The organism is Hyphomonas adhaerens MHS-3 (genome assembly GCF_000685235.1).
Classification (GTDB): Bacteria; Pseudomonadota; Alphaproteobacteria; order Caulobacterales; family Hyphomonadaceae; genus Hyphomonas; species Hyphomonas adhaerens.
Genome location: NZ_ARYH01000001.1, coordinates 951,708 through 978,011, shown reverse-complemented (window position 1 = coordinate 978,011; position 26,304 = coordinate 951,708). Strand labels below are relative to the sequence as shown.

Sequence of the window (26,304 nt, the reverse complement as noted above, 5' to 3'; positions counted from 1 at the left end):
ATGCGTCTTATTTTTCTCCGAACAATCCTGTTTGTTGGCCGGATTGCTGGCCGCCGGGGTTCGGCAGGCCAAGACGTTCATAGGCCAGCGGCGCTGCAACGCGCCCGCGCGGCGTGCGGGCAACATAGCCGCGCTGCATCAGATAGGGCTCGATCACGTCTTCCACCGCATCGCGCGCCTCCGACAGGGCCGCCGACAGCGTCTCCACGCCCACCGGCCCGCCCGCATAGGTTTTGACCAGCGCATGCAGATAGCGCCGGTCCAGCGCATCAAGGCCGTCAGCATCGATCTCCAGCCGTTTCAACGCGCTGGCCGCGCTGTCCCGGTTGATCGGATTGCCCTCGGCCTCGGCAAAGTCGCGCACCCGGCGCAGCAGGCGCAGCGCAATCCGCGGCGTGCCCCGCGCCCGGCTGGCAATCTCGACGGCGCCCTCCTCCGTGATCTGCGCATTCAGCTTGCGCGCCGCGGCCATGACGATGCGGCCAAGTTCTTCCGGCTCATAGAATTCCAGCCGCACCGGAATGCCGAACCGGTCGCGCAGCGGCGTCGCCAGAAGGCCCGCGCGCGTCGTCGCACCGACCAGCGTGAACGGTGCCAGATCCAGCCGCACGGAGCGGGCCGACGGCCCCTCGCCGATCACGATGTCGAGGGCATAATCCTCCATCGCAGGATAGAGAATTTCCTCCACGACCGGCGGCAGGCGGTGGATCTCGTCAATGAACAGAACATCGTTCGGTTCAAGATTGGTCAGGATCGCGGCGAGATCGCCCGATTTGGCAATCACAGGGCCGGATGTCGCGCGGAAGCCGACCCCCATTTCCCGGGCAAGGATCTGCGCCAGCGTCGTCTTGCCCAGCCCCGGCGGGCCGAACAGCAGCACATGGTCCAGCGCCTCGGCCCGGCCGCGCGCCGCCTCGACATAGACTTTGAGGTTCGCCTTTGCCTTGCGCTGGCCGACATAATCCTCGAACGTCTGGGGACGGAGCGCCCGGTCCAGCGCATCGCCGCCCTGTGCGTTGGGGTCTGAGAGTTCACCCTCGCGGCTCATCGTGCGAGTTCCTTCAGGGCCGCTTTGACAAGCCCGCCAACATCGTCACCGGCTGCTTTCGCAACACCGGCCACCGCGCGGGCGGCATCGGACTGGGAATAGCCGAGATTGACCAGCGCAGAGATCGCCTCGCCCCGCGCGCCCGTGGCGGCGGCAACCGGCGCGCTCGCCATGCCGGCAGCGCTGGCCGCCTCAAACTGTCCGAACCGCCCAAGTGGCGGTGGCTTGCCCGAGAGGTCATGCACGATCCGTTCGGCCAGTTTCTTGCCGACGCCCTTGGCTCGCTCCAGCACTTTGGCATCGCCGAGCGCAATCGCATCCATCAGCTCCGCCGGCGTGATCGCATCGAGGATCGCCATCGCCGCCTTGCCGGCAACGCCATGCACATCCTGCAGGCGGACAAACCAGGCGCGCTCTTCGTCCGTGCCGAAGCCGAACAGCGTGATCGAATTTTCCGTCACCCGCGTTTCGACATGGACAGTGATCTTCTCGCCCGCATGCGTGCGCGACAGCAGGCGCGTGCCCGCCATGCAGACATAGCCGACGCCATTCACGTCCACGAGCAGATGATCCGTACCGAGGCCCGCGACCTCGCCAACCAGACGGCCGATAATCATGCTGCGCCCCGTTTCAGATCCGTGGGCAAATGATGGGCCGCACAAATGGCACAGGCCAGCGCATCGGCCGAGTCCGATTTCAGGTCCGCCGCCTTGGGCAGCAGGCGCTTGACCATGAACATCACCTGGTCCTTGTCCGCCGTGCCGGTGCCGACCACGGCCAGCTTGATCTTGCGGGGGGCAAACTCCGCCACCGGAACGCCGCCCATGGCCAGCGCTGCCATGGCCGCGCCGCGCGCCTGACCAAGCTTCAGGGCCGAGCGCGGGTTCGCGTTCACCAGCGTCTCCTCTACCCCCGAAGCGGTCGGCTGATGATAGCGGGCAAGCTCGCCCACGGCTTCGAAGATACCGCCGAGCCGTTCGGCCATTTCCAGTTTCGGGTCGATCGAGATCACGCCATGCGCAATATGCGTCAGGCGCATGCCGGACAGCTCAATCACACCCCAGCCGGTATGACGCAGGCCCGGGTCGATGCCGAGTATTCGAATCGTATGAGTCATCCCGCTACATATCTGAGGAGTTGCTTAACAGGCATTTACTGTATTCCCTATTTGTTCACTCCGGCAAGGCGCTCACAGTTCTGCCTTGCAGGCCTGGAAGCTGGAGGCATCGCCGGCTGAACTGAGCAGTGGGAAATCCTGCGTCTTCCCGCCCGCGATCACGGTCATCGGCGCAGTATCGGAACTGCCAAGCGCCATGCGGGCGAGGATCGCCGAAAGCGCCTCTTCCGAAACATCGCCCGAGATAAAGCCCGGATATTCCTGCGGCCGGAGCTTATCCAGGGGCGAAACGGCGATGCGTATGCCGCCCTTGAACCCAAACGTCACATCCGTACCGGCCGGCACATCGTTGAAAACACTGGAAACAACCAGATAGGTCTGGGCATCGCCTGTCGCCGTGACGTTCATCAGCGGCTCCGTCTCACCAAACCACAGCATGCAATAGCGCGTCCCGTTTTCGAATGTCGCCGGGTGGGCGGTTGCGCCCCAGGACTGGGCTGACGCCCCGAATGCACAAGCGGAAAGGACCGCGGTGAGGAGTGACAGTCGGACGGGATGGCGCATGAGCGGGCTCCTTTGCTTTCGGGGCATCTGAACGGGTTCGCAAAACAGGGTCAACCGGGCCGGAGACCACGGCAACTGCAGCTGCACCGGATTAATTGTTGCGAATGCTTCTCATTTCGGGCAGGAGGGACGCAAACCTATTTCCCGGACCCGGAAGGACCCCGCACGGCCATGGACATCAAGATCAAACGCTGGACGCATCTCGGCCTTGGCGCCGCCCTCATGACAACGACGGCGCTGGCCGGGTGTGGTGAACCGGCCGCAAAGGACCAGCCGACGGCCAGCGAGCAGCCGGCCGCCGATGCGCCCACCGAAGCAGATGTCGAAGCGAAGCTGGAAGAAGTGAACGGCGCCGCCGCCTCCTCCGGCGAGGGCGAAGGCGGGGTTGCCATCGAAGCGGCGCTGACCGATCCGGTCGTCTACAATATCGCCCTGACGGTCGCCGAAGCCCACGTCCTGGCTGCCCGGGATGCCTATCGTGACGGCGAAGCCCAGGCCGCCGGTGAAATGTTTGCGCATCCGGTGTCCGAAGTCCTGTTCGATATGGAACCTGTCTTCGAGGCGCGGGGCGTATCCGATTTCACCAACCAGTTCCTGGAAGCGTCCGCCGCCGTGTTCGCCGGCGAAAGCGTCGAGGAAATCAACGCACGCACCGCCGCCATTATCGCCACCCTGCGCGCGGCGGCTGGCCACGCCCCGGATGACGGGTCCAGCCCGGCCAGCGTTACCACGGGTGTTGTCGCAGACATGATCGACCGGTCCACCAAGATGTACCGCCTCGCCGGGGAGTCGGACTTCTACGAACCCTATCTCGACGGCTACGGTTTCTACACTGCGGCGAAGGACCAGTTTGAAGCGTCGCAGGAAGCCATCGAAGTTGAGAACCCGGACGCGGCCAAGGCCATTCGCGGGGCCCTTACCCTGCTGGGAGAAGCTTACCCGACCGCCGCACGCCCCGATATGCTGGACGCGGATGTCTCCGCGCTCACCGTGGCGGCGTCTGAAGTCTTCCTGACTGTCGGCGATTAAGCCCTAGAAGACCGGACGGGCGACCATCAGCCAGAGAATGGCCAGCACGGCAAAGAAGGCCGGGAACCCGCAAGCGAACCAGATTCGATAGAGGCGGAAATAGCGCTCCGGCAGGGGCGCATCCGCCTCTGCGGCTTCACGGGCGAGATCGCGCAATTTGTGCTGTATCCAGACAACCGGCAGCCAGAAGAGGCCGGTGAAGACGTAGAGCGCCAGCGCCGCGACGATCCAGCCCTGGGTGAGCGGCCAGCCCATTTCCAGGGCGAGCAGCGTGCCGGTGACGGGCTGGGCGACCACCGCCGTCGCCGTGAACAGCCAGTCTGCGATCACCACGATGGACGCCGTGTGCGCAATCAGCCGCGCGTCCCGTGTGCGATGTGCCATTACCATGAAGAAGGCGATACCCGCCCCGGTGCCGAGCAGGACGGTTGCCCCGATAATATGCGCCCAGCGCAGGAAATGCATCCATTCCATCAACGCGCCTCCGTCAGGGTCCAGATGGTCAGCGACAGAGCAATCGCCGGAAACACTTTCACCATAGGCCCGAGCGGATCGGCCCAGAGATGCGGCGCCAGAATGGCGCTGCCCCCCAGATAAGCGACGCTGACGAATACGGCTGCCAGTGCCGCGAGGCGGGTCAGCGGACGGATGAGAAGCGCGACACCGATGGCGATGTCCGCCGCCGCGCCGCCGAGGACAAAGCCTTTGGCCAGCGGCGCCGGAAGATCCGGCCCGAAAACCGCCATGGCTGGTATCTGCTGAACCCAGCCGACGATACCCGACACGATCCAGAAGGCGGACAGGATCAACAGCAGGAAGGGATAGAGCAGCGCCGTGCGCGCGTAAGTCCTTTCCTGCACGGTGGAGGGCAAGGCCGACAGCGTGTCAGGGAGATTTCGCACCGGCCATTGCTGCGCATGTCCGGTCACCCCCTTCCCCAGCACTTTCAGGGAGGTTGTCCGCAAAGCCGGGCGCCAGCCGAGCCAGCCGGCGAGATCCCCCAGCCGCGCCGTGAGCGCCCCAAGAAACAGCGGTGTGCGGATCACGGCCTTCGGCGGCGCGAAGCCGAACCAGGTCCGGATGGCGAGGATCAGGTCTTCCAGCCGGGTCGGCTCCGATGACAGGAGGTCTGCATCGATTCCGGTGAGCCCCTCCTCGACCGCGCGGACGACCGCGGCGGCAACATCCTCCACATAGACGGTGCGGATATCGGCATCCGCCAGCATGACCGGCTGGACCAGTGGCACGGCAGCCAGCTGGCGCAGCAGGCTGGTGCCGCCATAGGCCTGAGGCGACAGGACGAGGCCGGGGCGGAAGATGACCCAGTTTACGCCGCTCGCCTTCACCGCCGCATCGCCTTCGGCCTTGGAGCGGTAAAACACCGTGTCCGAACTTTCAGACACGCCCGGCGCGGAGATTTGAACAATCTGGCGGACACCGGCCGGTTTGCAGGCGGCGGCCAGGGCTCGCACCGCGTCCCGCTGCACGGCCATGACCCGGTCGTTCATCCCGTCCTGCAACACGCCCGCCGCATTCACGACCACATCGATGCCCGTCAGGACATGGGTCCAGTCTTCTGCCTCTGTCATGTGGGACAGGTCCCGCCCGATCCAGGTCACATCCGGCACCGCGGCTTCGCCCTTGCGAACCGACCGGCCAAGCCCGGACACATCATGCCCGGCGGCAAGCAGCGCTTTGGTGATTGAGAGGCCGATCAGGCCATATCCGCCAAGGACAAGGATTTTCAATTTGTCCCCTCCCCCGGCGAGCGCGTCAGCTCATCCAGCGGAGTGTGCGCGGTTCGATCGGGTTTTTGAAGTCACGTTCTTCGGTGCGCGCTTCGATCCATTCGCGTTTCAGGCGCTGATACCATTTGGCCTGCACGTCGATGTCGTCGATCCAGAGCATCGCCTTCTGGTGCGCCATGCCTTCGTTCTGCAGGTTCACCATCGTGCCGTCCTGATCGAGGAACTTCTTGCCTGCCGGTTTTGCAATCGGAATGGCGAGGTTCAGGAGTGGCGCACCTGTCCACCAGGTGAACTGGGTGATGCGCGTTTTCTTCGGCGCTTCCGGCGTCAGGCAGGTCAGCGTCAGCAGGCGTGCCGTGTCATTGGAGACGATCTCCCACCGGAAGCCCGGCAGCTGGAAGCGGATCTCGGTCTGCACATCGCCGCCAAAAATCCAGCGGTAGAGTTTCGAGTTCGACGACGGCGCATGCCGGTCGATGGCCCAGCCGCGCTCTGTCGGCACGAAGGGCTTTTCTTTCAGCTTCAGGCCGGCAGACGGCGGGCGCCACCACCATTGATTGTGTACGAAGGGCACATGGGCCGGGTCCATCAGGCCGACGACGGCATCGTCCATATGCGCGTTGAACACGTCATGGATGATGAATTTCGGCTTGTCCGGCAGCGGCCCGAAATCCGGCGGCGGCACGGCCAGCGCGTCCTCGGAACGCGGATTGTGGGACACGTAGAGATACACTGCCCCGTTCGCCTCATGCACCGGATAGCGGCGCACTTTCACCTTGGAAGGGTCGTACGGGCTGTCATCGGTCAGGCTCGGCATCATCTTGCAGACGCCATCCCCTGCCCCGAACCGCCAGCCATGATAGGGGCATTGCAGCGCCCACTCGCCATCGGTCTCCAATTGCTGGCCAGCCGACAGCGGCACCAGCCGGTGCGGACAGATGTCGCGCAGGGCAAACGGCTCACCCGCCGGCGTGCGGCCAACGACGACCGGCTCGCCCAAAACCATGATGCGCTGCTGCTTGCCCGCCTTCAGCTCGGCCGACGGCGCCGCGAGATACCAGCAATCCGTCAGGAAGCCGTCTTCGGTGATGCCGGTCTTCGCCGGGGCGGGGTGCTGTGTGTCAGGCATAATCCCCCTTACACCGGCAGAGGTTCAGCGGAAACCCGGTGAGGCACGTAGGTGGTCCGCCATGGTCATGGCATGATCCGGGCTGATCATGGGATTGGCAGGCTGAAAATGCCGTCAAGCGACCGCGCTTTTCGCCCTAATCCCGTATCGCGCCCTCGAACGAGGTTGTCGCGCCGCCTTCAGCAAAATAGTCGGTCCAGAAGGTCCGCACCCGCAGGTCTGTGTCCGGATCCAGCGGCGGGCGGCCGGGATCGTGCGAGCGGCCGAAACCGACAATACGCACTTCGGCGCCCGGCAGGTCCGGCACCAGCTGGTATTGTTCCACCGCCGCGATGGAGTCCTCCGGCGGCTGCGAACGGAAATCGCGCCACGGCAGGACCTGGCTGTTCTCCAGCATGTCGGAGAAGATATAGACCGTGGAATAGCTGCGCCCGCCCGGCGGATTATGCGTCCACTGGGCAATGGTGCGCACGATGTCGGAGGTCGGGGCTTCGTCCGCCTGCCGGGTGACAGGCTCCAGCGCCCGGACCAGCTGCTGCATGAAGACCCGCTCGTCGGCCTTCGCCTGCATGGCGCTGCACTGGCCGAGCATGTAATCGACCGCGCCCTGGTTCTCGGGGCAGCCCGGTTTGCAGGCATTCACCAGCCGCTCGGTGTTTGTATAATGCGGACCGATCGTTGCCACGACGATCCGGTCACCGCTGTCGAGGCCGTCGACCACGGTGGCGAGGCTTTCCATCATCACCGACTTGTCCGTCGCATCGGCCTGCGTCGTCCGGTCGATCAGGAACAGGGACGTCGCCTTCCCCACATCGCAATAATCGAATGTGCCTCCGGCGCCCTCTCCCGGGGAACAGGCCGCCAGCGATACCAGAGACGCGGCGAAGCTTGCCGCCACCCATCCTTTTGTCATGTCAGCCCCTCCCGCTCAGCTGGCCCGGCGGCGCAGCTGATTGGCATACCGGCGCTGCTCGGCCGCCTCGGCGTCGGCGACATGCGCTTTCAATTTTGCCTGATCCTTTTCCGCCTGTTTTCGCTCGACGTCCGCTTTCTGGAAGTCCGGGTGGGCGTCATGGCAGAAATAGGAGGCCGAAACCCCGACCAGGACAACGGCCAGGTTGATGAACAGGAAGATCCAGCCTTCGAGGGTCAATCCCGGTTCCAGCGACATCAGCGCAGCCCCCGCACCACCGCCATTCATCGCGTCGGCAAAGCCAAGCTCGGGCGCAACGGCTGCTGCAAGGAAGCCTTGCCGCAGAACGGACAAACCGTAGCAAAGCGCCCCGATCAGGACCGTGACGACCACGACCTGCAAGGTCTCCCGCACCCAACCATGCTGTTTCGAGAAATATTCGAACCGTCCGAGAGCGAGGCCGAGCCGGTGCGACAGCACAACCAGCACGCCGCCGACCAGAAGGGAGACGACCAGTGCGATCGCCGGGCTTTCCCGGAAGAACAGCTCGAAGCTGAGCCGGTTGATCGGCACTTCGGCAATCGCCAGCAAGGCCATGAAGGGCATGTAGAACCAGGGGCCCGAATAGCGTGGCTGGCGATTCACCTCGCCATGGATCTCGTCCCAGGTCGACTGCGCCCGGCTGACCCGGGCATTCGACGCCTCCAGCCGGCTGGCAAAACGGGTGCGGATGACGCCGACCCGGCGGTCATGATCCTCTTTCAGGGGATCGCCCGTATCCTGTGAGGATTGATCCGGCAGGTGTTCGGCCTGAAGCGCAGGCGGATCTTCTGATTGTGACTGGGAATCGCGAAGGGATTCGCGCGGGGATTCCGGGGCCTTGGGTTGGACGACGGCAAACGCATCCTTTTTTTGGCCAAAGGCATCATTGCTCATGGGCGCAGATTCTCCATCTTTACGCCCCGTTAACCACAATAATGTGGCCGGAATGCGCGCCGGGCAAGAAGAAATCACGCATCCGGCCAGCAGGGCGCTCAGGAACAGACAAACCCACCGAAGACAGGCAACACCAAAGGCAGATCCGCCCGTGCCATGCTGTGTCCGGTCAAAGACCTCTTTCCGCCCCGCACAGGCCCGGCTATATCGCGCGAATGACACCTCGCGACAAAATCCGGAATTTTTCCATCATCGCCCATATCGACCACGGCAAGTCGACGCTGGCGGACCGCCTGATTCAAACCTGCGGCGGCCTGACCGTCCGCGAGATGAAGGAACAGGTGCTCGACTCGATGGACATCGAGAAAGAGCGCGGCATCACCATCAAGGCCCAGACCGTGCGCCTGAGCTACAAGGCGAATGACGGCGAAGAATACGTCCTGAACCTCATGGACACGCCCGGACACGTCGACTTCTCCTATGAAGTCTCCCGGTGCCTTGCCGCCTGTGAAGGCGCGCTGCTCGTGGTCGATGCCTCGCAGGGCGTGGAAGCCCAGACGCTGGCCAACGTCTACCAGGCCATCGACCAGGACCTCGAAATCGTCCCCGTGCTCAACAAGGTGGACCTGCCGGCCGCCGACGTGCAGCGCGTGAAGGACCAGATCGAAGACATTATCGGCCTCGACGCCTCTGACGCGATCGAGACCTCCGCCAAGACGGGCCTCGGCATCAGCGATGTGCTGGAAGCCATCGTCACCCGCCTGCCGCCGCCGGACTCCGGCGATGCGGATGCCCCGCTCAAGGCCGCGCTGGTCGATGCCTATTACGACCCCTATCTCGGCGTGGTCGTTATCGTGCGCATCCATGACGGCGTGCTGAAGGCCAAGCAGAGGATCCGCATGATGCGGACGGGCGGCACGTATGAGATCGACAAGGTCGGCACGTTCAATCCGAAACTCACCGAAGTCGAGTCGCTCGGCCCCGGAGAGGTCGGCTATTTCGTCGCCTCGATCAAGGAAGTCGGCGACACGGCCGTCGGTGACACGATCACGGAAGAACGCCGCCCCGCGGAAAAGGCATTGCCGGGCTATAAAGAAGTCCAGCCAGTCGTCTTCTGCGGCCTGTTCCCGATGGATGCGGGGGACTTCGACGATCTGCGCGCTGCGATGGGCAAGCTGCGCCTGAACGATGCCTCCTTCACCTGGGAGATGGAAACCTCCGCCGCGCTCGGCATGGGGTTCCGCTGTGGTTTCCTTGGCCTGCTGCACCTCGAAATCATCCAGGAACGTCTCAGCCGCGAGTTCGATCTCGACCTGATCGCGACGGCCCCGTCCGTTGTCTATGAGATGACGATGACAGACGGCACCGAGATTGAGCTGCACAATCCCGCAGACATGCCGGAAGTGACCAAGATCAAGGAAATCCGCGAGCCCTGGATCAATGCAACGATCTACACGCCGGACGAATATCTCGGCGCCATCCTGAAACTCTGCCAGGACCGGCGCGGCATCCAGACTGAACTGTCCTATGTCGGCGGGCGGGCGCTGGTGAAATACGAATTGCCGCTGAACGAAGTCGTGTTCGACTTCTATGACCGCCTGAAATCCATCAGCCGCGGCTATGCCAGCTTCGATTACGAGATTGTCGGCCACCGCGCCGAGAACCTCGTGAAGCTGCAGATCCTCGTCAATGACGAGCCGGTCGATGCCCTCGCCATGCTGGTGCACCGTGACCGGGCCGAAAGCCGCGGACGCCAGATGTGCGAGCGGCTGAAAGACCTGATCCCGCGCCAGATGTTCAAGATCCCGATTCAGGCCGCCATCGGCGGCAAGGTGATCGCGCGCGAAACGCTCAGTGCGCTGAGGAAAGACGTAACGGCAAAATGCTATGGCGGCGACGCCAGCCGGAAACGCAAACTGCTCGACAAGCAGGCAGCCGGCAAGAAGCGCATGCGCCAGTTCGGCAAGGTGGAAATCCCGCAGGAGGCGTTCGTCGCAGCGCTACGGATGGACGGGGACTAACCCCCTCCTCCCTGCCCCCCTACTTCCCCGGCACCGCATTTCCTGGCGGGGCAATCCGTCCCGTCATCGCGGCCCGCAGGATGCGCCGGAAGCTTGGGCATTCCATATGGCTGGGCGCGTTGCAGGCCGATGCGTGGCGCAGGCCATCGCGCATGACGGTCAGCTGGCGGATTTTCTCGTCCAGTTCGTCAGCCTTTTCAACAAGCCGGCTCCGGTCGATGCGGGGGCCGTCCGTTGACATCATCACGGCAATCTCGTCCAGCGTGAAGCCGGACGCGCGGCCCAGCGCAATCAGGCCAAGCTTCTCGAATACGTCCGGATCGAAGGTGCGCCGCAGGCCGCGGCGGCCACTGGGCGCGATTAGTCCCTTTTCCTCATAGTACCGCAGCGTCGAGGCCGGCACGCCGGACTGTTTCGCCACGTCTGAAATATCCGGATCTTTCATACTTGACCTCAAGTCTGCTTGAAGTGGCAGAGTGCGCACATCGGATAGGAAAAGCAAATTTAAGGAACCGAAGATGAGCGAAACGCATACGGCAAATCCCGAAATGGCCGAGCTGTGGAACGGCCCCGGCGCGCGCAGCTGGATCACCGCGCAGGCTTTACTCGACGAGGCCTTTCGCGGCTTCGAGACGCTGCTGGCGGATATGGCGGCAGAGGCTGGCGCCCGCTCCGTACTGGATGTCGGCTGCGGCACAGGCGCCACCACGCGCGCCATTGCCGGACGCATCGCCCCGGAAGGCACAGCGCTTGGCTTTGACCTGTCCGCCCCGATGATCGAACACGCGCAGAAGCTTGCGGATCAGGAAGACTCCCCCGCCCGCTTCCTCGCAGGAGATGCCCAGACGCATGACTTTCCAGCCGCGAGCTTCGACCTGATCGTCTCCCGCTTCGGCGTGATGTTCTTTTCCGATCCCGTCGGCGCCTTCGCAAACCTTCGCCGCGCAGCGAAGCCGGGCGCTGCCCTCGCCATGATTTCCTGGCGGGCTATTTCGGAGAATCCCTTCATGACCGTCGCCGAGCGCGCGGCCGCCCCGCTCCTGCCCGATCTGCCAAAGCGCGGCGGCGGGCCTGGCCAGTTTGCGTTCGCCGACCAGGGTCATGTGCACAGCATTCTCGACGAAGCTGGCTGGACCGGTGTTTCCAGCGAACCCGTTGATATGATGTGCACGTTCCCGGCGTCGGCGCTCGACACCTATCTCAGCCTGATGGGCCCGGTCGGCCACCTGCTGGCGAAGTCCGACGATGCCCTGCGCGAACGGGTGATGTCAGCCATCCGTGAGGGTTTCAGCGAATACATCTCCGGGCCGGACATTCAGTTTACCGCCGCCTGCTGGCTGACTCGCGCGACCGCCTAGCTGAACCGCCGGATATAGGGAATGCCAGAGAAGAGCAGTCTCTGCGGCACGCCGTTGATGACGCCATCGAAATGGATCCGTTCCGGCGACGAAGCATCGGTCGTGCGCCAATGACCTTTGTCAGCCTGAACGAGTTCCACGATGTTGCCGAGGAACAGCTTGCCATCCCGGGCATAGACATAGAGCGGCCCGGCCCAGCGGTTGTCATTGTCGTACCGGCCGGCCAGCTTGCGCAGCGGCTCCGGTGCCGGCGGCTTGTATCCGGCCGCGGGGTCAACGAGGTATTCCACGTCCCCGCACCAGGCGCGCACAGCGCCGCCATTTTCGGACTCGATCACAATGCCGGTGATGGCATGATCGGGATCAGCCGTGGCGAACAGGCGTTCGGCGGCCGGATAGAGGGCGCTGTCACGACCGTTCTTCCGCAGGCGGATCTCTCCCCCGGAGGCCGCAATAACAAACCGGTCACCATCGGCAGCGGTGAACTGGCCGGCATATTGTTCCGGCGTGTCCAGGGCCTCGCGCGGGGGTTTCGGTTCGGGTGCCGGGGTTCCCGCCTGCATGGCGCGCATCAGCTCACAGGCTTGCACGGTGATCCCCCTGGGCCGGTAGTTCAGCGAATAGTGGACATTGCACGAGGCAAACGCGGCAACGCCCGCTTCAGGATCGATATCGAGGGACGAGCAGAAGGAAATCATGCCGCCGGTATGGTGCAGGTAGGTCCGCCCGCCAATTTCGACGCGGGCCACCCCGTTCCCGTATCTTGATCCCGCGCCCCAGCCATCGACCGGGTCTGCCAGGAAACGCTTTGCCGCCTCATCCGAAAAAACCGGCCCGCCCTTTCCGTCGGCGACGCCCAGCATGAAACGCAGGAATTTCACCATGTCGCCCGGCGTGCAGGCGATGTTGCCCGCCGCACTGTCACTGTCCACCCATGGCGCGGGGCTCATGCGGGCCGGAACAGAGTTCAACCGATCGGTCAGCGCCGGCTCATACCCCTGCGCATAGCGAGGCCGGTCCGCCACGTGCAAGGCCGCGACGCTGGCCTTCATGCCAATCCTGTCGAGCACGCGCGCCTGAACGACATCCGGGAAAAGCCGTCCATCCGCATGCGCCACGATTTTTCCGGCCAACCGGTAGCCGCAATTCGAATAGGACCAGTTCGTGCCCGGCGTATAGCCGGTCCACAGACCGCCTTCCGGAAACAAGGTGGAATCGCCCGGCAAGCCCGACGTATGATCCAGCAAGTGCTGAAGGTGAATATCGTCTCCATCCCGGATCTCCAGCCCGTCGAGCGCCTCCAGCACGTTTGCATCCGGAGAGAGCCGCCCCTCATCAATCAGCGACCAGGCGGCAAGTGCGGTGAACATTTTCGAGATCGACCCGATCTGGAAGAGATGATCGGGGCCAACCGGGACATTTTGTTCGATATCGGCAAAGCCCGCCGTGATCACCGCCTCGTACCCGTCGCGCGTGACGAGGGCGACGGTCATGCCCGGCAGGCCCCATGCGGCCCGGTGCTGCTCGATATAGTCCCGCAGCGGCCCGGTCACCTGATCGTCGGGCACGGTGGAAGTCTGCGGGAGTGGCGCGTCCTCAGGCGCGGGCGCCGCCTTCTGGCAGGCAGCCAGGTAGCTGGTCGAAAGCGCGGCTGCACCAATAAACGCCCTGCGATCTATATCCATGCACCGCCCTTTCCAGCGTCTTCTACGGAAAAGCTTATCTGGTTCGCTGCCGGGTTAAAGGGGCGACCCTGCGTCCGGCCACCGCGCCGCATGTATTTCGCTCACACGCCGGACCGGACAGGATCCAAAGCCGTGATTTCTGCATCGAGCCGCCTTCCCCTGCCGACATCGCCGCTTGGGCGGGATGGAAACCGGCGCTATATGCCCGGCATGGCACGTCCGCTGACCCTTCTTGGCATCGAAACCAGCTGCGATGAGACCGCCGCAGCCGTGGTCCGTCTTTCTCCGGATGGGGAGGTGCAGATCCTGTCTGAAAAGGTGCACACCCAGCTGGAAGAGCATGCACCCTATCTTGGCGTTGTGCCTGAGATCGCCGCACGGGCGCACGCTGAACTCGCCGACCAGACCGTCGCAGCGGCCATGGCCGACTCCGGACTGGCCTATTCAGACCTCGACGCCGTGGCGGCAACGTCCGGACCGGGCCTGATCGGCGGTGTGCTGGTCGGGATGATGACAGGCAAGGCCATCGCTCAGGCGGCGGGCAAACCGTTCCTGGCGGTGAACCATCTGGAAGGACACGCGCTCAGCCCCCGGCTGACCCATGACTGCCCCTTCCCCTACCTTCTGTTGCTGGTGTCAGGCGGACATTGCCAATTCCTGGAAGTGCGCGGCCTCGGCGATTACCGCCGGCTGGGCTCAACTATCGATGACGCCGCCGGCGAAGCCTTCGACAAGACCGCGAAACTGCTGGGCCTAGGGTTTCCGGGCGGCCCTGCCGTTGAGCGCATCGGTGCGGCGGGCGATCCGAAAGCCATCCATTTCCCGCGGCCGCTGCTGAACCGGCCAGGGCTCGACATGAGCTTCGCCGGGCTGAAGACGGCTGTCGCGCGCGCCGCCGAGGCAGAAGACCTGACCGAAACGCGCATGGCCAATATCTGCGCCAGTTTTCAGGCGGCGATTGTGGACGTGTTGTCGGAAAAGGCGCACCGGGCGATCGAAAACTTCGATCCGGGCGATGGTGCAGGAAAGCGGTTTGTCGTGGCGGGCGGCGTCGCCTCGAACGAAGCGATCCGCAGCGGTCTGGAGAAAGTGGCGGAAAATTCTGGCGCGGTGCTGATTGCGCCGCCCATGCGGCACTGCACCGATAATGCCGCGATGATTGCCCTGGCCGGGGCGGAACGGCTGGCAGGCGGCCTCGAAAACGAGGCAGGTGACCTTGGCGCCGGGGCGAGACCGCGCTGGCCGCTCGATGAAGCGGCGGCGAAGTCCGATCCGGCCTATTCGACGGGGCGCCGGGGCGCCAAGGCCTGAAGGGTCTGCATGTAAAGGCGCAACGCCTTACACAACGTATTCTGCGAACGACACCATGACGGCGAGAAGGCCGACCGTGAACGGCAGGGCTGCCATCAGGGCAACCAACGATTGGCGGGATTCAGTTTTTGAAAGGGTCATTGTCTCTGTTCCTTGTCCGGGAACGGCAGGCTGCGCCGTCCACAAACTCCATATAGCGAAGCCGTGAACAGAAATCAATGAACGATTTTAAAATTATTCAGAGTTCAGTATTTTGCCCACTCACGGGACGCTCGCATCCTTCGACAATCCGGCCAGAACCAGATCCAGGACACCTTTCAGCTCCCGTTTCAGTTTCGGCAGGGTGAGATGGGAAAACAGCTGGGGAAACCGGAATTTCATCAGCGCGGCCTGCATGAACTCCGCTGTTTCATCGAGCCGGTCCAGAGGGCGGAAAACGCCATCCCGGATGCCATCTTCCAGGATTTGCACCAGGTAGACACGCTCCTGCGCCATCTGTTCGTTCATATACAAAGGGCGCTCATCCGACAGGACCTCTGCCACTTCCAGAATCTTCGCCTTGGCTTCGATCGCCTGATAGGTGCTGACCATCCCGTAATCGAAGAATTCCCGCAGACGGTCCGGGGCCGGCTTCTTCTCCCGGGCAATGGATGCGTAGGCCTGATACATCTCGCCATTGAACTTGCGGGCCAGAGCTTCAGCGATATCCAGTTTCGACGCGAAGAAGCGATAGATGTTGCCGGCGGACATGCCGCAGTCCTTGGCAATCTCCGACATCGTCGTCTTCGCGTAACCATAATGCAGGATCCGCTCGTTCGCGGCATCCAGGATCTGCTGGCGGGTATCAGTGGTATCGTTCATGGAGCCGGACCATACCGGGAAATACTGAAGGATCAATGATTCATTCAGGCGGCAGAGAATCTGTCGCGGCAACCATAGGCAGGCGGGATCGGCTGTGCGATAGCGTGCTCCGGAACGCTGGATGGAGTTGATCGATGCCCCTTTTCTGCCTGCACTGCCTGGATAAAGCCGATGGGGGCGCCGAGGCGCGCGCCAAAGCCCGGCCAGACCATCTGGCCTGGGCCAAAGACCTCGGCCCCTGCGTCCGCATGGTCGGTCCCCTTCTTGATGCCGACGGCAACATGGTCGGATCGGTATTCCTGCTGGAAGCGGCGGACCTGGCCGCTGCGAAGGCAATCCATGCACAAGACCCGTATGTTAAAGAAGGCGTTTTCGGGCACGTCCATATCAATGAAACGCGTTGGGCCATGGGCGAGGGCAAGCCGGCATGAAGCGCCTTGTTCTTGGCAATCTGAACTATTCCAGCTGGTCGATCCGTCCGCTCATGGTGGCCCGCAAGGTTGGCCTGCCGGTGGAAGAGATGGTCATTCCGCTGGATTTTCCGGAAACGACGGCCCGGCTGAAGGATATCAGCCCCACGGCAAAGGTGCCCCTGCTGATCTGGGATGACCAGACGATCTGGGAAAGCCTCGCCATTACGGAATGGATCGCCGAATGGGCCCCGCCCGGCGACGTCTGGCCGGAAGACCCAACCGCGCGCGCCGCTGCCCGCGCCGCAGCCAGCGAGATGCATGCCGGCTTTCCGGAACTGCGCGGCAAATGCCCCATGGACATCCGGGGCCGCGAATTGCCGCCGGAAATGACAGACAAGCTCGCCGCCGATATCGACCGCATTCAGGAATTGTGGAGCGGACTGCGCGGCGAGTTCGGCCGGAACGGGCCCTTCCTGTTTGGCAAATGGAGCGCGGCAGATGCCTTCTACCTGCCGGTCGTCACACGGTTTCGGACATACGGACTGCCCCTCAGCGGCGCGGCAGCAGATTATTCGTCCGCCGTCCTGTCAGACCCCGACTTCCTGAAACTGGAAGAACAGGCAAAGGCCGAACCCTGGTGGATCAAGTATGGACCGGACGGGCGGTCCAGCGGCTATCTCAAACAGGAAGACTAAGCAGGTCGTAACCCAGATCATGGCGGAAGAGTTCGCCGGTCTTCCGCTGGTAAATCTCGAGCGCATCGCCAGAGAAAAGGTCAGACAGGCTGGTCTTGCGGTTCTGCAGGACGTTCGGCTCGGCCTCCGGGTCGACCTTTTCGGCCATGGCTTCCTTGGTCCCGGCCTTGAGCGCTGCATCAATGGAGTCTGCGGTCAGGTTCAGCCCCCAATGCCGGTCTACCGCTTCCAGAATCTGGCGCGGATTCTTCAGCGTATCCTCGTAGTGAACCACCTGAATCGACTCGCCATGACGGGCCAGGACGTCCCCCCAGCGGTTCCAGAAGCGGGCGAGCCAGTAGAGATCACAGCGGTATTTCGATCCGGCAGGGTCGCCTTCAAGATAGGTCAGCCAGTCGACCTTGATGTCGTATTCCCATTTCGCATGGTGGCTGGCGAGGATCGACATGGGGTGGCGCACGGCAAGCACATAAGGCGGCAGCTTGGCCATGCCGCGGGCCCAGCCCCAATCCGCCAGGCGATGCGGAATGGTGTGACTGAAAGCAAGCCGCGGCAATTGCGGGAAGACCGGCGCATCCTTCGGCCAGCCGATATACGGCCGGACGGCATTTTCGGAGAAATATTCAGGCCGCTCTATTCCATGCGTATCAGCCAGGGCGACAGCCAGCATGTATTTCAGCCAGTGTGTTCCGGAATTCTTCGACGTGACCAGCACACCGTCAAACGCGCCGTGGCGCAGCACCGAGAAATTGGTCCAGGTCTCGTTGAGCACTTTGGCCCGGTAGGCCGATGGGAGAGTCGTCGCTGTCATGCCACTGGCCTAGGGCCAGATCACGACCGGCGCAACTCAGGTCTTCAAGCCCGCCTTGTCGCGATAGACTTGGAGTAGCGCCAACTGGTCACGCGTCGGCAGACCTTCAGCTTCGGACACAGACACCAGCATCGCATCCAGGTCGACGATTTCCTTTGGGCCGAGCACGGAAGATGACACGATCAGCTGGCTCAGCTTGCGCATGGTTTCTGCGGGCGGGGGCGCTGAATTCGTCGCCCAGGCTGCATGCGCCGTCAGGGCGTCGGCTTCCTCCTGGCCGAATTCGAAATGGTGCATGATCTCGCGGTCGATCGCAGCCGTCTGGTTCTCCGTCAGCGGCCCGCCGCGCGCGCGGGCAACTTCCATCATCATGATGGCCGCCGCTTCACGCGGGTCTTCGATCAGACTCAGCCCCCCCTTCCCTGACCTGTACCGGAACGCCAGCTTGCGCGGCATGTTGATCGCCGCCTGCGCCAGTTTGCCAGCCTCGCGCAGGCCTTCCCGCGCCATGCGGAGCCGCCACGACCACACACCGATCGCCACCAGAATACCAAACAGGAGCAGGAGCACTTGCATCCGAAAACAGTAACGCGGCCCATCGGGCCGCGCTACAGGTTTCGTCGGAAGGCAATGGAGTGTTACTCCGCTCCGTCGTCTTCAGTCGGCGCCGCCGCATGGGCCTGGGCCAGCACATAGGCCCGGATCGCCTCAACATCATCTTCGTCCAGATACTCCGAGAACGAGACCATGCCGTTTGCCGCACGGTGCCCTTCCAGCACGACGCCTTTCCAGGCTTCCGGGTCTGCGGAAACGACCGACCAGCGCAGGTCCGGCAGCACGCCGGAACTGACGGCCAGCGGGCCGTGGCAGACCGCGCAGTTGCGGGCATAGTCCACAACGCCTTCCGCCAGCTGAGCATCTGTTCCGAACGGTTCGGCCTTGGGTGTGCGGTCGATTGGCGGCAGGTCCGCATCGGCAATTTCACCGGTTCCGCCGAGCTTGAACGTCACCACCTTGCCAACTGTCGACGGTACCGTGTCGTCATAGGCAAACCCGGCAGAGAGCGCGAATGCACTGCCCCAACCCGTGGCGATGGTCACATACTGTTCGCCATCGATCATGTAGGTGCCGGGTCCGGCGCCGGCGCCGGACTTCACATTGTAGTCCCACAGCTTCTCGCCGGTGGCCGCATCATAGGCAACGAACTGGCCGTTCAGCTTGCCCTGGAAGACGAGGCCCCCTGCAGTCGACAGCACGCCGCCATTCCAGGCGTTCTCATGCTCCACGGTCCAGCGCGGCGCGCGGGCCACGGGATCCCAGGCAATGAGACGTCCCTTCAGAGTCGAGCGAAGGAACTTCGCCACTTCCGGCGTCGCAATCGGCGGCACGCCAGCCGAGAAATCTGCCCCCGTATTCCAGGCCGTGTCCTTGGAATAGAAAAGCGGATCTTCTGCATAGGCCTGCGGGATTTCCTGAGCCGGAATGTAGGCCAGCGCGAGGTCCGGATTGTAAGCCATCGGTTGCCAATTGTGCGCCCCAAGCGGCCCCGGCAGCTGCTGGTACGGTTCCTTGCCATAGCGGGCCGCAGCAACTTCGATCGGGCGACCATTCTCGTCGAGGCCGGTTGCCCAGTTCAACGGTCCGAACGCATCGCCGGAAATGAACTCACCCGTCGCGGCATCGATCACATAGAAGAAGCCGTTCTTGGGTGCCTGCATGGCAACGCGGCGGCTGGCCCCGTCCGGTCCGAGCGGCAGGTCAGCCAGGATAATCGTCTGCGTGGCAGTATAATCCCAATTGTCGCCAGGCGTCGTCTGGAAGTGCCACTTGTACTCACCGGTATTCACATCGACCGCGACGATGGAAGACAGGAACAGATTGTCCCCGCCCGACGGGTCACGGAACGTCCGGTTCCATGGCGACCCATTGCCGACACCGAAGATGATCTGGTCGTTCACGTCATCATAGACGATGGAATCCCAGACCGTGCCGCCGCCGCCATCGGTCACCCAGGCACCTTCATCGCCCCAGGTGACATTGCCGATCGTTTCGAAGGCCGCATCGGAGGCTTCGCCATCCGGCTGTTTCTGCGGGTTTGGCACGGTGTAGAAGCGCCAGATCTTGTCCCCGGTCTCCGCGTCATAGGCTGAGATGTACCCGCGGACCCCCAGTTCGGCGCCGCCATTCCCGATCAGGACCTTGCCGTTCACCACACGCGGCGCGCCGGTGATGGTGTAAGGCTTGGACTGGTCGACCGTCACCGTTTCCCAGACAAGGTCGCCTGTTTTCGCATCCAGCGCCTGCAGGCGGCCGTCGATCACGCCGACATAGATCTTGCCGTCATAGACCGCGACCCCGCGGTTCACGACATCGCAGCAGGCATTGACGCCCACCGAGCGATCCACATCCGGATCGTGTTCCCAGAGAAGGGCGCCAGTCTTTGCATCCAGGGCATACACGACGGTCCAGGCCGACGTGACGTACATCACACCGTCAACCACGATCGGCGTCGCCTCAACGCCCCGGTTGGTGGCAAGGTCAAACGTCCAGGCAACGCCCAGCTGGTCGACATTGTCCTTGTTGACTGCATCCAGCTTCGAATGGCGCTGCTCATCATAAGTGCCGCCATAGGTCAGCCATTCGGCGCCGGCCGATGCCGTTTCAATTCGCGCGGTATCAACCGCCGCAAATCCTTTTTCTTCCGGTACAGGGGCTGTTTCCTTCGGACCACATGCGGCCAGCAATGCCAGCGCAGATCCTGCCAGAAAAATACGACTCCAAGCGGCCATGTCGGTTTTCCTCCCGTCGACATTATGCATAAGCGGTCTTACCGCCGCTTTTGTAATCGCAATGCTAGTCTTTCATGGGGGTTTGTCGAGGCGTGACCCAAGGAGAGAGGCTGGCCCGATATCAGGCCGGGATCAGGCCAGAATGGCAGATGTACTGCCGGCATGCTTCGACAGGTCCGCCTGAGCTTCGTCTATCGCGGCCTCGACGATTGCAGTCCATTCCGTCCGGGTTGCCGCGGAATCCGCTCCATCCGGGAACGTAACCGAGCGCGAGGCATTCACCACGCCGCCTTCAAGCCGGTTGCCCGCACGCTTGAAACCGGCCAGCGCATCCGCCGCCCCGCCGCCCTGCGCGCCATAACCCGGCACGAGGAACAACGCATTCTCGGCGAGCTGGCGCAAATGGCGCGCTTCATCCGGCCCTGTCGCCCCGGCGACAAGCATCAGGCTGGACCAGCCTTCCGCACCCTTCAACCGCTCTATCGCTGGCGCGAGCGCTTCGACCACACGGGCATAGAGCGGTGCGCCTTCCAGATCGCGGGCCTGGAAATCCGACGAGCCGGGATTGGACGTGCGGGCGAGGACGACAACGCCCTTCCCGTTCGCTTCAGCCTGTTCGAGAAACGGCTCCAGCGTATCGAGCCCCATATAGGGATTCACTGTCACCGCATCCGACGGGAACGGAGCAGTCGGGGAAAGATAGGCGAGCGCATATCCCTTGGCCGTTGAACCGATATCACCACGCTTTGCGTCCGTAATCACCAGAAGACCGGCCTCTTTCGACGCCTTGCAGACACGCTGCAGCGCCCGCATGCCGTCCGGGCCATGACGCTCGAACAGTCCGACCTGCGGTTTCACAACGGTGACGCGGTCGGCCGCCGCTGCAACAACAGCTTCGCCCCATGCTGCCAGCCCATCCGGCGTGTCGCCGCCGAAAAGGTCCGGGATTTTTCCGGGATGCGGATCGATCCCGACACACAACGGGCCGAGCCGGCGGGCACCGGCGATCAGTCGGGTGGCAAAATCGCTCATGGTTTTACCTTGCAGGCAACCTTTACCACTTGCAACAGACGCCGGGCATTGTCGGATCGCGGCCCATAGGTCTCTTCGTCAAAGGCCTCTGCAGGCCCGTCTTCCGGGCTGACATTCAGGCGGGTCAGGAACGCTTCGACCGACGTGGGGGACGTTGTGTAGATGCGCCCGCGGCGCGGACTTTCCGCAACAATCACACCGCGGACACGGCCTGCCGCGTCAAAGACCGGACCGCCTGAAATTCCGCCCAGCGTACCAGTCAGCCCCCGCGTGCGACCGAACTCGGCCCAGGCAAGGATCGGCTCTGAACTCTCGCGCCGGCCGCGCGTGATCATGTTGGACCGGGACATCAGCCGCGTCGCGACTTCGCCCGGCCTGCCTTGCGGATAGCCGACATGATACCCTTCCAGACCGATCCGCAGCGGCGTCGCAAGGTCCAGCTCGACCGGATTGGGACTGCGACCCGTGGAAATCAGGGCGAGGTCATGTTCCGGGTCGAGAGTCACTGACTCCACCGGAACATACTGGCCGGGCGCGACGAGCAGGCCGACGGAATCGCAGCCATCGACCACGTGCCGGGCGGTAATCCACTGGCCTTTCCGGTTGACCGCGAAGGCCGTTCCGATCCCGTCTTTCGGGGCATCCACCTGGATCAGGATCTGCTCATCGAACGGAGAGGGCGGCGGCAAGGTCGGGCCATCCGCTTCCAGCACAGTTGGCGGCGCTTCCGGGGCGTCGGCATGATCGCCCTGCGCAAACAGGACGAAGACGACCAACCCGAGCGCCGTCACATAAAGCAGCCAATCGAACTTACGCACGGGCCTTGTATGCTCCTCAGATCAGAATCTCTGCAACGCAGGATCCCACAATCCTGCGGCAAGAATGAGGGCAGATGCGAGTTTTGCGGACACAAGAACGGCCGCCGCACCCAATTCATCCTGTTCGATCCTCCGCGGCATTCCGCCGAGCAGAAGATCTACCAGCCGGTAGACGATCAGCTGCAACAATAGCGCAACCACGCCCCAGATGGCAAAATCGATCAGGGTGATGCTGGAGGCGAGCGCCGACGACATCGGCAGGGCCAGGCCTGCAATCGCCCCGCCCAGAGCCAGGCCCGCCGCGGTGTTCCCGCGCTTGACCTCCGCAAACTCCTTCCAGGGCGTCAGCAGAACATAAATTGTGCTCGAAACGACCAGCATGACGCCAGCGCTGGCCGTCCAGATCAGAAATCTCGGAAACGCCTCGACAAAAGCACCCATTTCTCCGCCCATGATTCCTGATAATCCTGTGTGATTATTGTGGTGACCCGGCCGGAGACCGGCCCTATTCCTAGCATGGCGCAACCGCCGCTCAAGGAGACCATCATGCTGAAAGGTAAAACAGCCCTTATCACCGGCTCCACGAGCGGGATTGGCAAGGCCATCGCGACCCGGCTGGCGGCTGAGGGCTGCAACATTGTGCTCAATGGCTTTGGAGATTCCGGAGAGATCGATGCGCTCAAACGGTCCCTGGCGGCGGAACACTCCGTCATGGTCGGCTATTCGAGCGCAGACCTCACCCGTGTGCCTGCCATCGAGAACATGATGTCCTATGTGCAGAGTGAGTTCGGCGGCGCCGATATTCTGGTCAACAATGCCGGCATGCAGCACGTGTCACCGGTCGAGGACTTCCCGGTCGACAAGTGGAACCTGATCATCGCGCTGAACCTGTCCGCCGCATTCCATACGATCCGCCTGGGCCTGCCCGGCATGAAGGAAAAGGGCTGGGGCCGTATCATCCAGACCGCTTCGGCCCATGCACTCGTTGCCTCGCCCTACAAGGCGGCCTACGTCGCGGCCAAGCACGGAATTGCCGGCCTGACCAAAACGGTCGCCCTTGAAGGCGCAACCCATGGCGTCCGCTGCAATGCGATCTGCCCCGGCTATGTCCACACCCCGCTGGTGGACGCTCAGATCACCGATACGGCCAAGGCCCGCGGTATCAGCGAGGACGAGGTCGTGAAAAACGTGATCCTTGCGGCCCAGCCGACCAAGGAATTCGTCACGGCCGAGCAGATCGGCGACATGGCGGCATTCCTGTGCTCGCCCGCGGCGGACCAGATCAATGGCGCCCTGCTCCCGATCGATGGTGGCTGGACAGCCCAATAGGCCCCTGCGGCCGGACTATTCCAGCATTTCGGTGAGACAGGTCGCGATCATCTCGTCGGTGTCTTCATGGGTGAAGAAGGTTTTCAGCTTCCAGTCTTCATCCATCAGATACAGCAGCGACGTGTGATCCATCGAATACTCGCTTTGACTGCCCGGCTGCTCGATTCGTGAATAGTCAGCCAGGAAGGCATCGGCGGCGGCGCGCACGTCTTCCGGCGTTCCGGTCAGGCCCTGGAGATTGTCCGGGAAAGCATTGGTCGAGACGTATTGCGCCAGTTGCTCGGGCGTATCCCGTTCCGGATCGATCGAAATCAGCAGCGTCTGCGGCGGGCTGACGCCCTCCGGCAGGCGGTCATAGGCCCGCTTCACGGTCACCAGAGTCATCGGGCAGACATCCGGACAATAGGTGAAGCCGAAATAGATCAGTGTCGGATGGCCTTTATAGGTCGCCTCCGTCACCTGTTCGCCGTCCTGGTTCACCAGCGAAATCGGCCCGCCGATATTGGGATAGGCGCGGGACATGCAGCCCGCAGAAGGACCGCCGGCAGATGGCTCAGCAGGTTTTGCGGGACCGCAGGCAGCGAGCAGCGCAGCCAGCAGGGCCGCGGACAAACGAAATCTGGTCATGACCTTCCTCTATGACGGCCACCCACCGCTTGGCGAGGGCGTCACGCTGCCGCATAAGACACAAATGAGTGATCTGTCCCGCCAAGACGTGAACCGTGCCGACCGGCTCGGCTTCGACGATGCCATCTTCACCCTCGCCCCGGAAGGGCTTGGGTCGGCCCAATCGGCCCTCGGCCGGACGCGATTGCGGACGTTCATCACCCTGCGCTGGCTGGCCGTTGCCGGACAGACGGCCGCGGTGCTGTTCGTGGCCTTCGTGCTGCATTTCGACCTGCCGCTGGCGGCGTGCCTCGCCATTATCGCCGCCTCTGCCTGGTTGAACGTCTTCCTGTCCTTCGCCTTCCAGAGCCAGCGCCTGACGCGCGGGTGGGAAGCCTCGCTCCAGCTTGCCTTCGATACCGTACAGCTGGCGGCGCTGGTCGCGGTGACGGGCGGCCTGTCGAACCCCTTCCTGCTCTTGCTGGTCGCGCCGGTCACGGTGGCGGCGCTCAGCCTGTCGCCCACACGGGCCGTCCTGATCGCCCTGCTGGCGCTGACCCTTGCGGCCGTCATGCCGCTGATTTCCCTGCCCCTGCCCTGGATCAATGGCGCCATGGTCGAACTGCCGCCCCTGTTCCATCTCGGCCAGTTTGCAGCCCTTGCCGTTGGCGTCGTGTTTTTCGCCGTCTCCGCCGGGCGCGTCAGCCAGGACGAAGCCAAGCTGGTGCGCGCGCTCGATGCGGCCAGCATCGTGATGGCGCGGGAACAGAAGCTCTCTGCGATCGGCGCGATGTCCGCCATGACGACGCACGAGCTTGGCACGCCGCTCGCCACCATCCACCTCGTCGCCAAGGAATTGCTGGCCGAAACCCCCGAAGACGACCCGAAATACGAAGATCTCACCCTTCTGGCCGAACAGGCAGACCGGTGCCGGAACATCCTCGCGACAATCCGGGAGGCCCGCGAAGCCACCGACATCGTCCATGCCCGCGTGACGCTGGACGCGCTGGTCGCGGAGGCCGCGGCACCGTTCAAGGGCCTTGGCGTCGCTGTGGAAGTGGTTGTCCGGCCCGGCGAGGAAAATGACTCCCGTCCTCCCATTCTCAATCGCAGTCCCGAAATCCTGCATGCCATCAGCGCCTTCGTGGAAAATGCCGTCAGCTTTGCCGATTCCCAGGTCACCGCGCAGGCCAGCTGGACGGCAGACCAGATCATGATCTCGATCAGCGATGACGGGCCGGGCTTTGCGCAGGAAGTCCTGCCGAAGCTGGGAGAGCCTTATGTCTCGGAGCGGAGCGAAGCCCATCTCGGCGGCGGAGACATGGGACTTGGCTTCTTTATTGCAAAAACCCTGATTGAAAGAACCGGCGGCCGGATCGCCACCAGGAACCGCACCCCACCCCGCAAGGGCGCCATCGTTCAGGCGCTCTGGCCACGTGCAGCTCTTGAAGCATCCGCGTTGGATTAATTGATTTGGAAGTCCTATAAAAGAATCAGGTAGCTAGGGAAGCTGAGCATGGAACGGCCAGTAAATATCAATCTTCACGAGAGTTTGGAGGGCATTGAAGATCGCTCTTGCCTCGTCATGGATGATGATGGCCCGTTCGTGCAGCGTCTGGCCCGTGCCCTCGCCCAGCGGGGATTCATCGTCTCGGCGGTCACAAATGTGGCCGAAGGCAAGGATATTGCCCGCCTCAACCCGCCCGCTTTCGCCGTGCTCGACCTGCGCCTGGAAGATGGCAGCGGCCTTGATGTGGTGGAAGTGCTGCAGAAGAGCCGCCCGGATGCCCGCGCCGTCATCCTGACCGGTTATGGCGCCATCGCCACCGCCGTCGCAGCGGTCAAGGCAGGCGCCGTGGACTATTTGTCGAAACCGGCCGATGTGGAAGACATCATCCGCGCCCTCACGGCCACGACCGATGAAAAACCGGCCCCGCCGGAAAACCCGATGTCAGCCGACCGGGTCCGCTGGGAACACATCCAGCGCGTCTATGAGCTGTGCAATCACAATGTCTCGGAAACAGCCCGCCGCCTGAACATGCACCGGCGCACGCTGCAGCGAATTCTCGCCAAGCGCGCGCCGCGCTGATC

General features: G+C 63.2%; 28 protein-coding genes. 9 read left to right on the top strand and 19 right to left on the bottom strand.

Annotation, left to right across the window (positions count from 1 at the left end; genetic code table 11):
• Nucleotides 1-7: 7 nt before the first annotated feature.
• The 4 genes from ruvB to HAD_RS04885 all read right to left on the bottom strand — a co-directional run bounded on the left by ruvB (nt 8) and on the right by HAD_RS04885 (nt 2,729).
• The gene (ruvB, locus tag HAD_RS04900; protein ID WP_035569743.1) at nt 8-1,048 is read right to left on the bottom strand and encodes a Holliday junction branch migration DNA helicase RuvB; all 1,041 of its coding nucleotides are present in this window, start codon (nt 1,046-1,048) and stop codon (nt 8-10) included.
• Nucleotides 1,045-1,665 carry a Holliday junction branch migration protein RuvA gene (gene ruvA / locus HAD_RS04895; protein WP_156942156.1) on the bottom strand — a complete coding sequence of 207 codons (621 nt, stop codon included), beginning with the start codon at nt 1,663-1,665 and terminating at the stop codon, nt 1,045-1,047. Before ruvA ends, ruvB begins: the two co-directional genes overlap by 4 nt.
• Nucleotides 1,662-2,165 (bottom strand): crossover junction endodeoxyribonuclease RuvC, encoded by a 504-nt coding sequence (gene ruvC, locus HAD_RS04890; protein ID WP_035569742.1) that lies wholly within the window; start codon nt 2,163-2,165, stop codon nt 1,662-1,664. Before ruvC ends, ruvA begins: the two co-directional genes overlap by 4 nt.
• Nucleotides 2,166-2,237: 72 nt before the next feature.
• A complete protein-coding gene (locus tag HAD_RS04885) occupies nt 2,238-2,729 on the bottom strand; it encodes a hypothetical protein (protein ID WP_035569741.1) in 492 nt (163 codons plus the stop codon).
• A gap of 171 nt (nt 2,730-2,900) precedes the next feature.
• Here HAD_RS04885 and HAD_RS04880 point away from each other — a divergent pair, with 171 nt between their 5' ends.
• Nucleotides 2,901-3,758 carry a hypothetical protein gene (locus tag HAD_RS04880; RefSeq protein ID WP_035569740.1) on the top strand — a complete coding sequence of 286 codons (858 nt, stop codon included), beginning with the start codon at nt 2,901-2,903 and terminating at the stop codon, nt 3,756-3,758.
• Between the two features lie 3 nt (nt 3,759-3,761).
• On the opposite strand, the gene HAD_RS04875 is transcribed toward HAD_RS04880, so the two are convergent.
• The 5 genes from HAD_RS04875 to HAD_RS04855 all read right to left on the bottom strand — a co-directional run bounded on the left by HAD_RS04875 (nt 3,762) and on the right by HAD_RS04855 (nt 8,484).
• A complete protein-coding gene (locus HAD_RS04875) occupies nt 3,762-4,232 on the bottom strand; it encodes a DUF2269 family protein (RefSeq protein WP_035569739.1) in 471 nt (156 codons plus the stop codon).
• On the bottom strand, nt 4,232-5,506 hold the full coding sequence (locus HAD_RS04870) for an SDR family oxidoreductase (protein WP_035569738.1): 1,275 nt from the start codon (nt 5,504-5,506) through the stop codon (nt 4,232-4,234). The genes HAD_RS04875 and HAD_RS04870 overlap by 1 nt, the downstream gene beginning before the upstream one ends.
• A 25-nt stretch (nt 5,507-5,531) precedes the next feature.
• Complete coding sequence (locus tag HAD_RS04865; RefSeq protein ID WP_035569737.1) at nt 5,532-6,635, bottom strand: aromatic ring-hydroxylating oxygenase subunit alpha; 1,104 nt, start codon at nt 6,633-6,635, stop codon at nt 5,532-5,534.
• 136 nt (nt 6,636-6,771) lie between these two features.
• The gene (locus HAD_RS04860; RefSeq protein WP_035569736.1) at nt 6,772-7,548 is read right to left on the bottom strand and encodes a hypothetical protein; all 777 of its coding nucleotides are present in this window, start codon (nt 7,546-7,548) and stop codon (nt 6,772-6,774) included.
• 15 nt (nt 7,549-7,563) lie between these two features.
• Nucleotides 7,564-8,484 carry a hypothetical protein gene (locus tag HAD_RS04855; RefSeq protein WP_035569735.1) on the bottom strand — a complete coding sequence of 307 codons (921 nt, stop codon included), beginning with the start codon at nt 8,482-8,484 and terminating at the stop codon, nt 7,564-7,566.
• A gap of 215 nt (nt 8,485-8,699) precedes the next feature.
• Between HAD_RS04855 and lepA the strand changes: the two genes are divergently transcribed.
• Entirely contained in the window at nt 8,700-10,505 is a 1,806-nt protein-coding gene (gene lepA, locus HAD_RS04850) for a translation elongation factor 4 (RefSeq protein WP_035569734.1), read from the top strand.
• Nucleotides 10,506-10,524: 19 nt separating this feature from the next.
• On the opposite strand, the gene HAD_RS04845 is transcribed toward lepA, so the two are convergent.
• Nucleotides 10,525-10,950 carry a helix-turn-helix domain-containing protein gene (locus HAD_RS04845; RefSeq protein WP_035569733.1) on the bottom strand — a complete coding sequence of 142 codons (426 nt, stop codon included), beginning with the start codon at nt 10,948-10,950 and terminating at the stop codon, nt 10,525-10,527.
• Between the two features lie 73 nt (nt 10,951-11,023).
• Here HAD_RS04845 and HAD_RS04840 point away from each other — a divergent pair, with 73 nt between their 5' ends.
• Nucleotides 11,024-11,863 (top strand): class I SAM-dependent methyltransferase, encoded by an 840-nt coding sequence (locus tag HAD_RS04840; RefSeq protein WP_035569732.1) that lies wholly within the window; start codon nt 11,024-11,026, stop codon nt 11,861-11,863.
• On the opposite strand, the gene HAD_RS04835 is transcribed toward HAD_RS04840, so the two are convergent.
• Nucleotides 11,860-13,548: a serine hydrolase domain-containing protein gene (locus HAD_RS04835; protein ID WP_035569731.1), complete on the bottom strand. Its 1,689-nt coding sequence runs from the start codon at nt 13,546-13,548 to the stop codon at nt 11,860-11,862. The genes HAD_RS04840 and HAD_RS04835 overlap by 4 nt on opposite strands.
• 201 nt (nt 13,549-13,749) lie before the next feature.
• Here HAD_RS04835 and tsaD point away from each other — a divergent pair, with 201 nt between their 5' ends.
• Nucleotides 13,750-14,859, top strand: a complete 1,110-nt coding sequence (gene tsaD / locus HAD_RS04830) for a tRNA (adenosine(37)-N6)-threonylcarbamoyltransferase complex transferase subunit TsaD (protein WP_035571648.1) — start codon at nt 13,750-13,752, stop codon at nt 14,857-14,859.
• A gap of 261 nt (nt 14,860-15,120) precedes the next feature.
• Here tsaD and HAD_RS04825 read toward each other — a convergent pair whose 3' ends face one another.
• The gene (locus tag HAD_RS04825; RefSeq protein WP_035571641.1) at nt 15,121-15,720 is read right to left on the bottom strand and encodes a TetR/AcrR family transcriptional regulator; all 600 of its coding nucleotides are present in this window, start codon (nt 15,718-15,720) and stop codon (nt 15,121-15,123) included.
• Nucleotides 15,721-15,854: 134 nt separating this feature from the next.
• On the opposite strand from HAD_RS04825, the gene HAD_RS04820 reads away from it, so the two are divergent.
• Nucleotides 15,855-16,151: a YciI family protein gene (locus HAD_RS04820; RefSeq protein WP_035569730.1), complete on the top strand. Its 297-nt coding sequence runs from the start codon at nt 15,855-15,857 to the stop codon at nt 16,149-16,151.
• Nucleotides 16,148-16,828: a glutathione S-transferase gene (locus HAD_RS04815; RefSeq protein ID WP_035569729.1), complete on the top strand. Its 681-nt coding sequence runs from the start codon at nt 16,148-16,150 to the stop codon at nt 16,826-16,828. The genes HAD_RS04820 and HAD_RS04815 overlap by 4 nt, the downstream gene beginning before the upstream one ends.
• On the opposite strand, the gene HAD_RS04810 is transcribed toward HAD_RS04815, so the two are convergent.
• From HAD_RS04810 to HAD_RS04785, 6 genes are all read right to left on the bottom strand, one after another.
• Entirely contained in the window at nt 16,812-17,639 is an 828-nt protein-coding gene (locus tag HAD_RS04810; RefSeq protein WP_035569728.1) for a sulfotransferase domain-containing protein, read from the bottom strand. The two genes, HAD_RS04815 and HAD_RS04810, sit on opposite strands and share 17 nt — an antisense overlap.
• Before the next feature lie 36 nt (nt 17,640-17,675).
• On the bottom strand, nt 17,676-18,209 hold the full coding sequence (locus HAD_RS04805) for a tellurite resistance TerB family protein (protein WP_156942155.1): 534 nt from the start codon (nt 18,207-18,209) through the stop codon (nt 17,676-17,678).
• A gap of 68 nt (nt 18,210-18,277) precedes the next feature.
• The gene (locus HAD_RS04800) at nt 18,278-20,428 is read right to left on the bottom strand and encodes a PQQ-dependent dehydrogenase, methanol/ethanol family (RefSeq protein WP_035569726.1); all 2,151 of its coding nucleotides are present in this window, start codon (nt 20,426-20,428) and stop codon (nt 18,278-18,280) included.
• Nucleotides 20,429-20,560: 132 nt separating this feature from the next.
• Nucleotides 20,561-21,460, bottom strand: a complete 900-nt coding sequence (gene pyrF / locus HAD_RS04795) for an orotidine-5'-phosphate decarboxylase (protein ID WP_035569724.1) — start codon at nt 21,458-21,460, stop codon at nt 20,561-20,563.
• Nucleotides 21,457-22,278, bottom strand: a complete 822-nt coding sequence (locus HAD_RS04790; protein WP_035569722.1) for a S1 family peptidase — start codon at nt 22,276-22,278, stop codon at nt 21,457-21,459. The genes pyrF and HAD_RS04790 overlap by 4 nt, the downstream gene beginning before the upstream one ends.
• 21 nt (nt 22,279-22,299) lie before the next feature.
• Nucleotides 22,300-22,731 (bottom strand): DUF350 domain-containing protein, encoded by a 432-nt coding sequence (locus HAD_RS04785; RefSeq protein WP_035569720.1) that lies wholly within the window; start codon nt 22,729-22,731, stop codon nt 22,300-22,302.
• Nucleotides 22,732-22,824: 93 nt separating this feature from the next.
• On the opposite strand from HAD_RS04785, the gene HAD_RS04780 reads away from it, so the two are divergent.
• The gene (locus HAD_RS04780) at nt 22,825-23,607 is read left to right on the top strand and encodes a 3-hydroxybutyrate dehydrogenase (protein ID WP_277813272.1); all 783 of its coding nucleotides are present in this window, start codon (nt 22,825-22,827) and stop codon (nt 23,605-23,607) included.
• 15 nt (nt 23,608-23,622) lie between these two features.
• Here the strand turns inward: HAD_RS04780 and HAD_RS04775 are convergent, their stop codons facing one another.
• Nucleotides 23,623-24,234, bottom strand: coding sequence for an SCO family protein (locus HAD_RS04775; protein ID WP_035569718.1), 612 nt, complete (start codon nt 24,232-24,234; stop codon nt 23,623-23,625).
• On the opposite strand from HAD_RS04775, the gene HAD_RS04770 reads away from it, so the two are divergent.
• Together HAD_RS04770 and HAD_RS04765 are read left to right on the top strand one after the other, a co-directional pair.
• The gene (locus tag HAD_RS04770) at nt 24,233-25,681 is read left to right on the top strand and encodes an ActS/PrrB/RegB family redox-sensitive histidine kinase (RefSeq protein WP_241765301.1); all 1,449 of its coding nucleotides are present in this window, start codon (nt 24,233-24,235) and stop codon (nt 25,679-25,681) included. The genes HAD_RS04775 and HAD_RS04770 overlap by 2 nt on opposite strands.
• A 48-nt stretch (nt 25,682-25,729) precedes the next feature.
• Complete coding sequence (locus HAD_RS04765; RefSeq protein ID WP_051595927.1) at nt 25,730-26,302, top strand: ActR/PrrA/RegA family redox response regulator transcription factor; 573 nt, start codon at nt 25,730-25,732, stop codon at nt 26,300-26,302.
• Nucleotides 26,303-26,304 lie beyond the last annotated feature (2 nt).

Coding starts and splice junctions, on each gene's coding strand:
- lepA (WP_035569734.1), top strand. CDS start 8,700: ATGACACCTCGCGACAAAATCCGGAATTTTTCCATCATCGCCCATATC.
- HAD_RS04880 (WP_035569740.1), top strand. CDS start 2,901: ATGGACATCAAGATCAAACGCTGGACGCATCTCGGCCTTGGCGCCGCC.
- HAD_RS04810 (WP_035569728.1), bottom strand. CDS start 17,639: ATGACAGCGACGACTCTCCCATCGGCCTACCGGGCCAAAGTGCTCAAC.
- HAD_RS04780 (WP_277813272.1), top strand. CDS start 22,825: ATGCTGAAAGGTAAAACAGCCCTTATCACCGGCTCCACGAGCGGGATT.
- HAD_RS04840 (WP_035569732.1), top strand. CDS start 11,024: ATGAGCGAAACGCATACGGCAAATCCCGAAATGGCCGAGCTGTGGAAC.
- HAD_RS04815 (WP_035569729.1), top strand. CDS start 16,148: ATGAAGCGCCTTGTTCTTGGCAATCTGAACTATTCCAGCTGGTCGATC.
- HAD_RS04825 (WP_035571641.1), bottom strand. CDS start 15,720: ATGAACGATACCACTGATACCCGCCAGCAGATCCTGGATGCCGCGAAC.
- ruvB (WP_035569743.1), bottom strand. CDS start 1,048: ATGAGCCGCGAGGGTGAACTCTCAGACCCCAACGCACAGGGCGGCGAT.
- HAD_RS04770 (WP_241765301.1), top strand. CDS start 24,233: ATGACCTTCCTCTATGACGGCCACCCACCGCTTGGCGAGGGCGTCACG.
- HAD_RS04820 (WP_035569730.1), top strand. CDS start 15,855: ATGCCCCTTTTCTGCCTGCACTGCCTGGATAAAGCCGATGGGGGCGCC.
- ruvA (WP_156942156.1), bottom strand. CDS start 1,665: ATGATTATCGGCCGTCTGGTTGGCGAGGTCGCGGGCCTCGGTACGGAT.
- HAD_RS04765 (WP_051595927.1), top strand. CDS start 25,730: ATGGAACGGCCAGTAAATATCAATCTTCACGAGAGTTTGGAGGGCATT.
- HAD_RS04860 (WP_035569736.1), bottom strand. CDS start 7,548: ATGACAAAAGGATGGGTGGCGGCAAGCTTCGCCGCGTCTCTGGTATCG.
- HAD_RS04835 (WP_035569731.1), bottom strand. CDS start 13,548: ATGGATATAGATCGCAGGGCGTTTATTGGTGCAGCCGCGCTTTCGACC.
- HAD_RS04885 (WP_035569741.1), bottom strand. CDS start 2,729: ATGCGCCATCCCGTCCGACTGTCACTCCTCACCGCGGTCCTTTCCGCT.
- tsaD (WP_035571648.1), top strand. CDS start 13,750: ATGCCCGGCATGGCACGTCCGCTGACCCTTCTTGGCATCGAAACCAGC.
- ruvC (WP_035569742.1), bottom strand. CDS start 2,165: ATGACTCATACGATTCGAATACTCGGCATCGACCCGGGCCTGCGTCAT.
- HAD_RS04875 (WP_035569739.1), bottom strand. CDS start 4,232: ATGGAATGGATGCATTTCCTGCGCTGGGCGCATATTATCGGGGCAACC.
- HAD_RS04865 (WP_035569737.1), bottom strand. CDS start 6,635: ATGCCTGACACACAGCACCCCGCCCCGGCGAAGACCGGCATCACCGAA.
- HAD_RS04785 (WP_035569720.1), bottom strand. CDS start 22,731: ATGGGCGGAGAAATGGGTGCTTTTGTCGAGGCGTTTCCGAGATTTCTG.
- HAD_RS04775 (WP_035569718.1), bottom strand. CDS start 24,234: ATGACCAGATTTCGTTTGTCCGCGGCCCTGCTGGCTGCGCTGCTCGCT.
- HAD_RS04845 (WP_035569733.1), bottom strand. CDS start 10,950: ATGAAAGATCCGGATATTTCAGACGTGGCGAAACAGTCCGGCGTGCCG.
- HAD_RS04855 (WP_035569735.1), bottom strand. CDS start 8,484: ATGAGCAATGATGCCTTTGGCCAAAAAAAGGATGCGTTTGCCGTCGTC.
- HAD_RS04800 (WP_035569726.1), bottom strand. CDS start 20,428: ATGGCCGCTTGGAGTCGTATTTTTCTGGCAGGATCTGCGCTGGCATTG.
- pyrF (WP_035569724.1), bottom strand. CDS start 21,460: ATGAGCGATTTTGCCACCCGACTGATCGCCGGTGCCCGCCGGCTCGGC.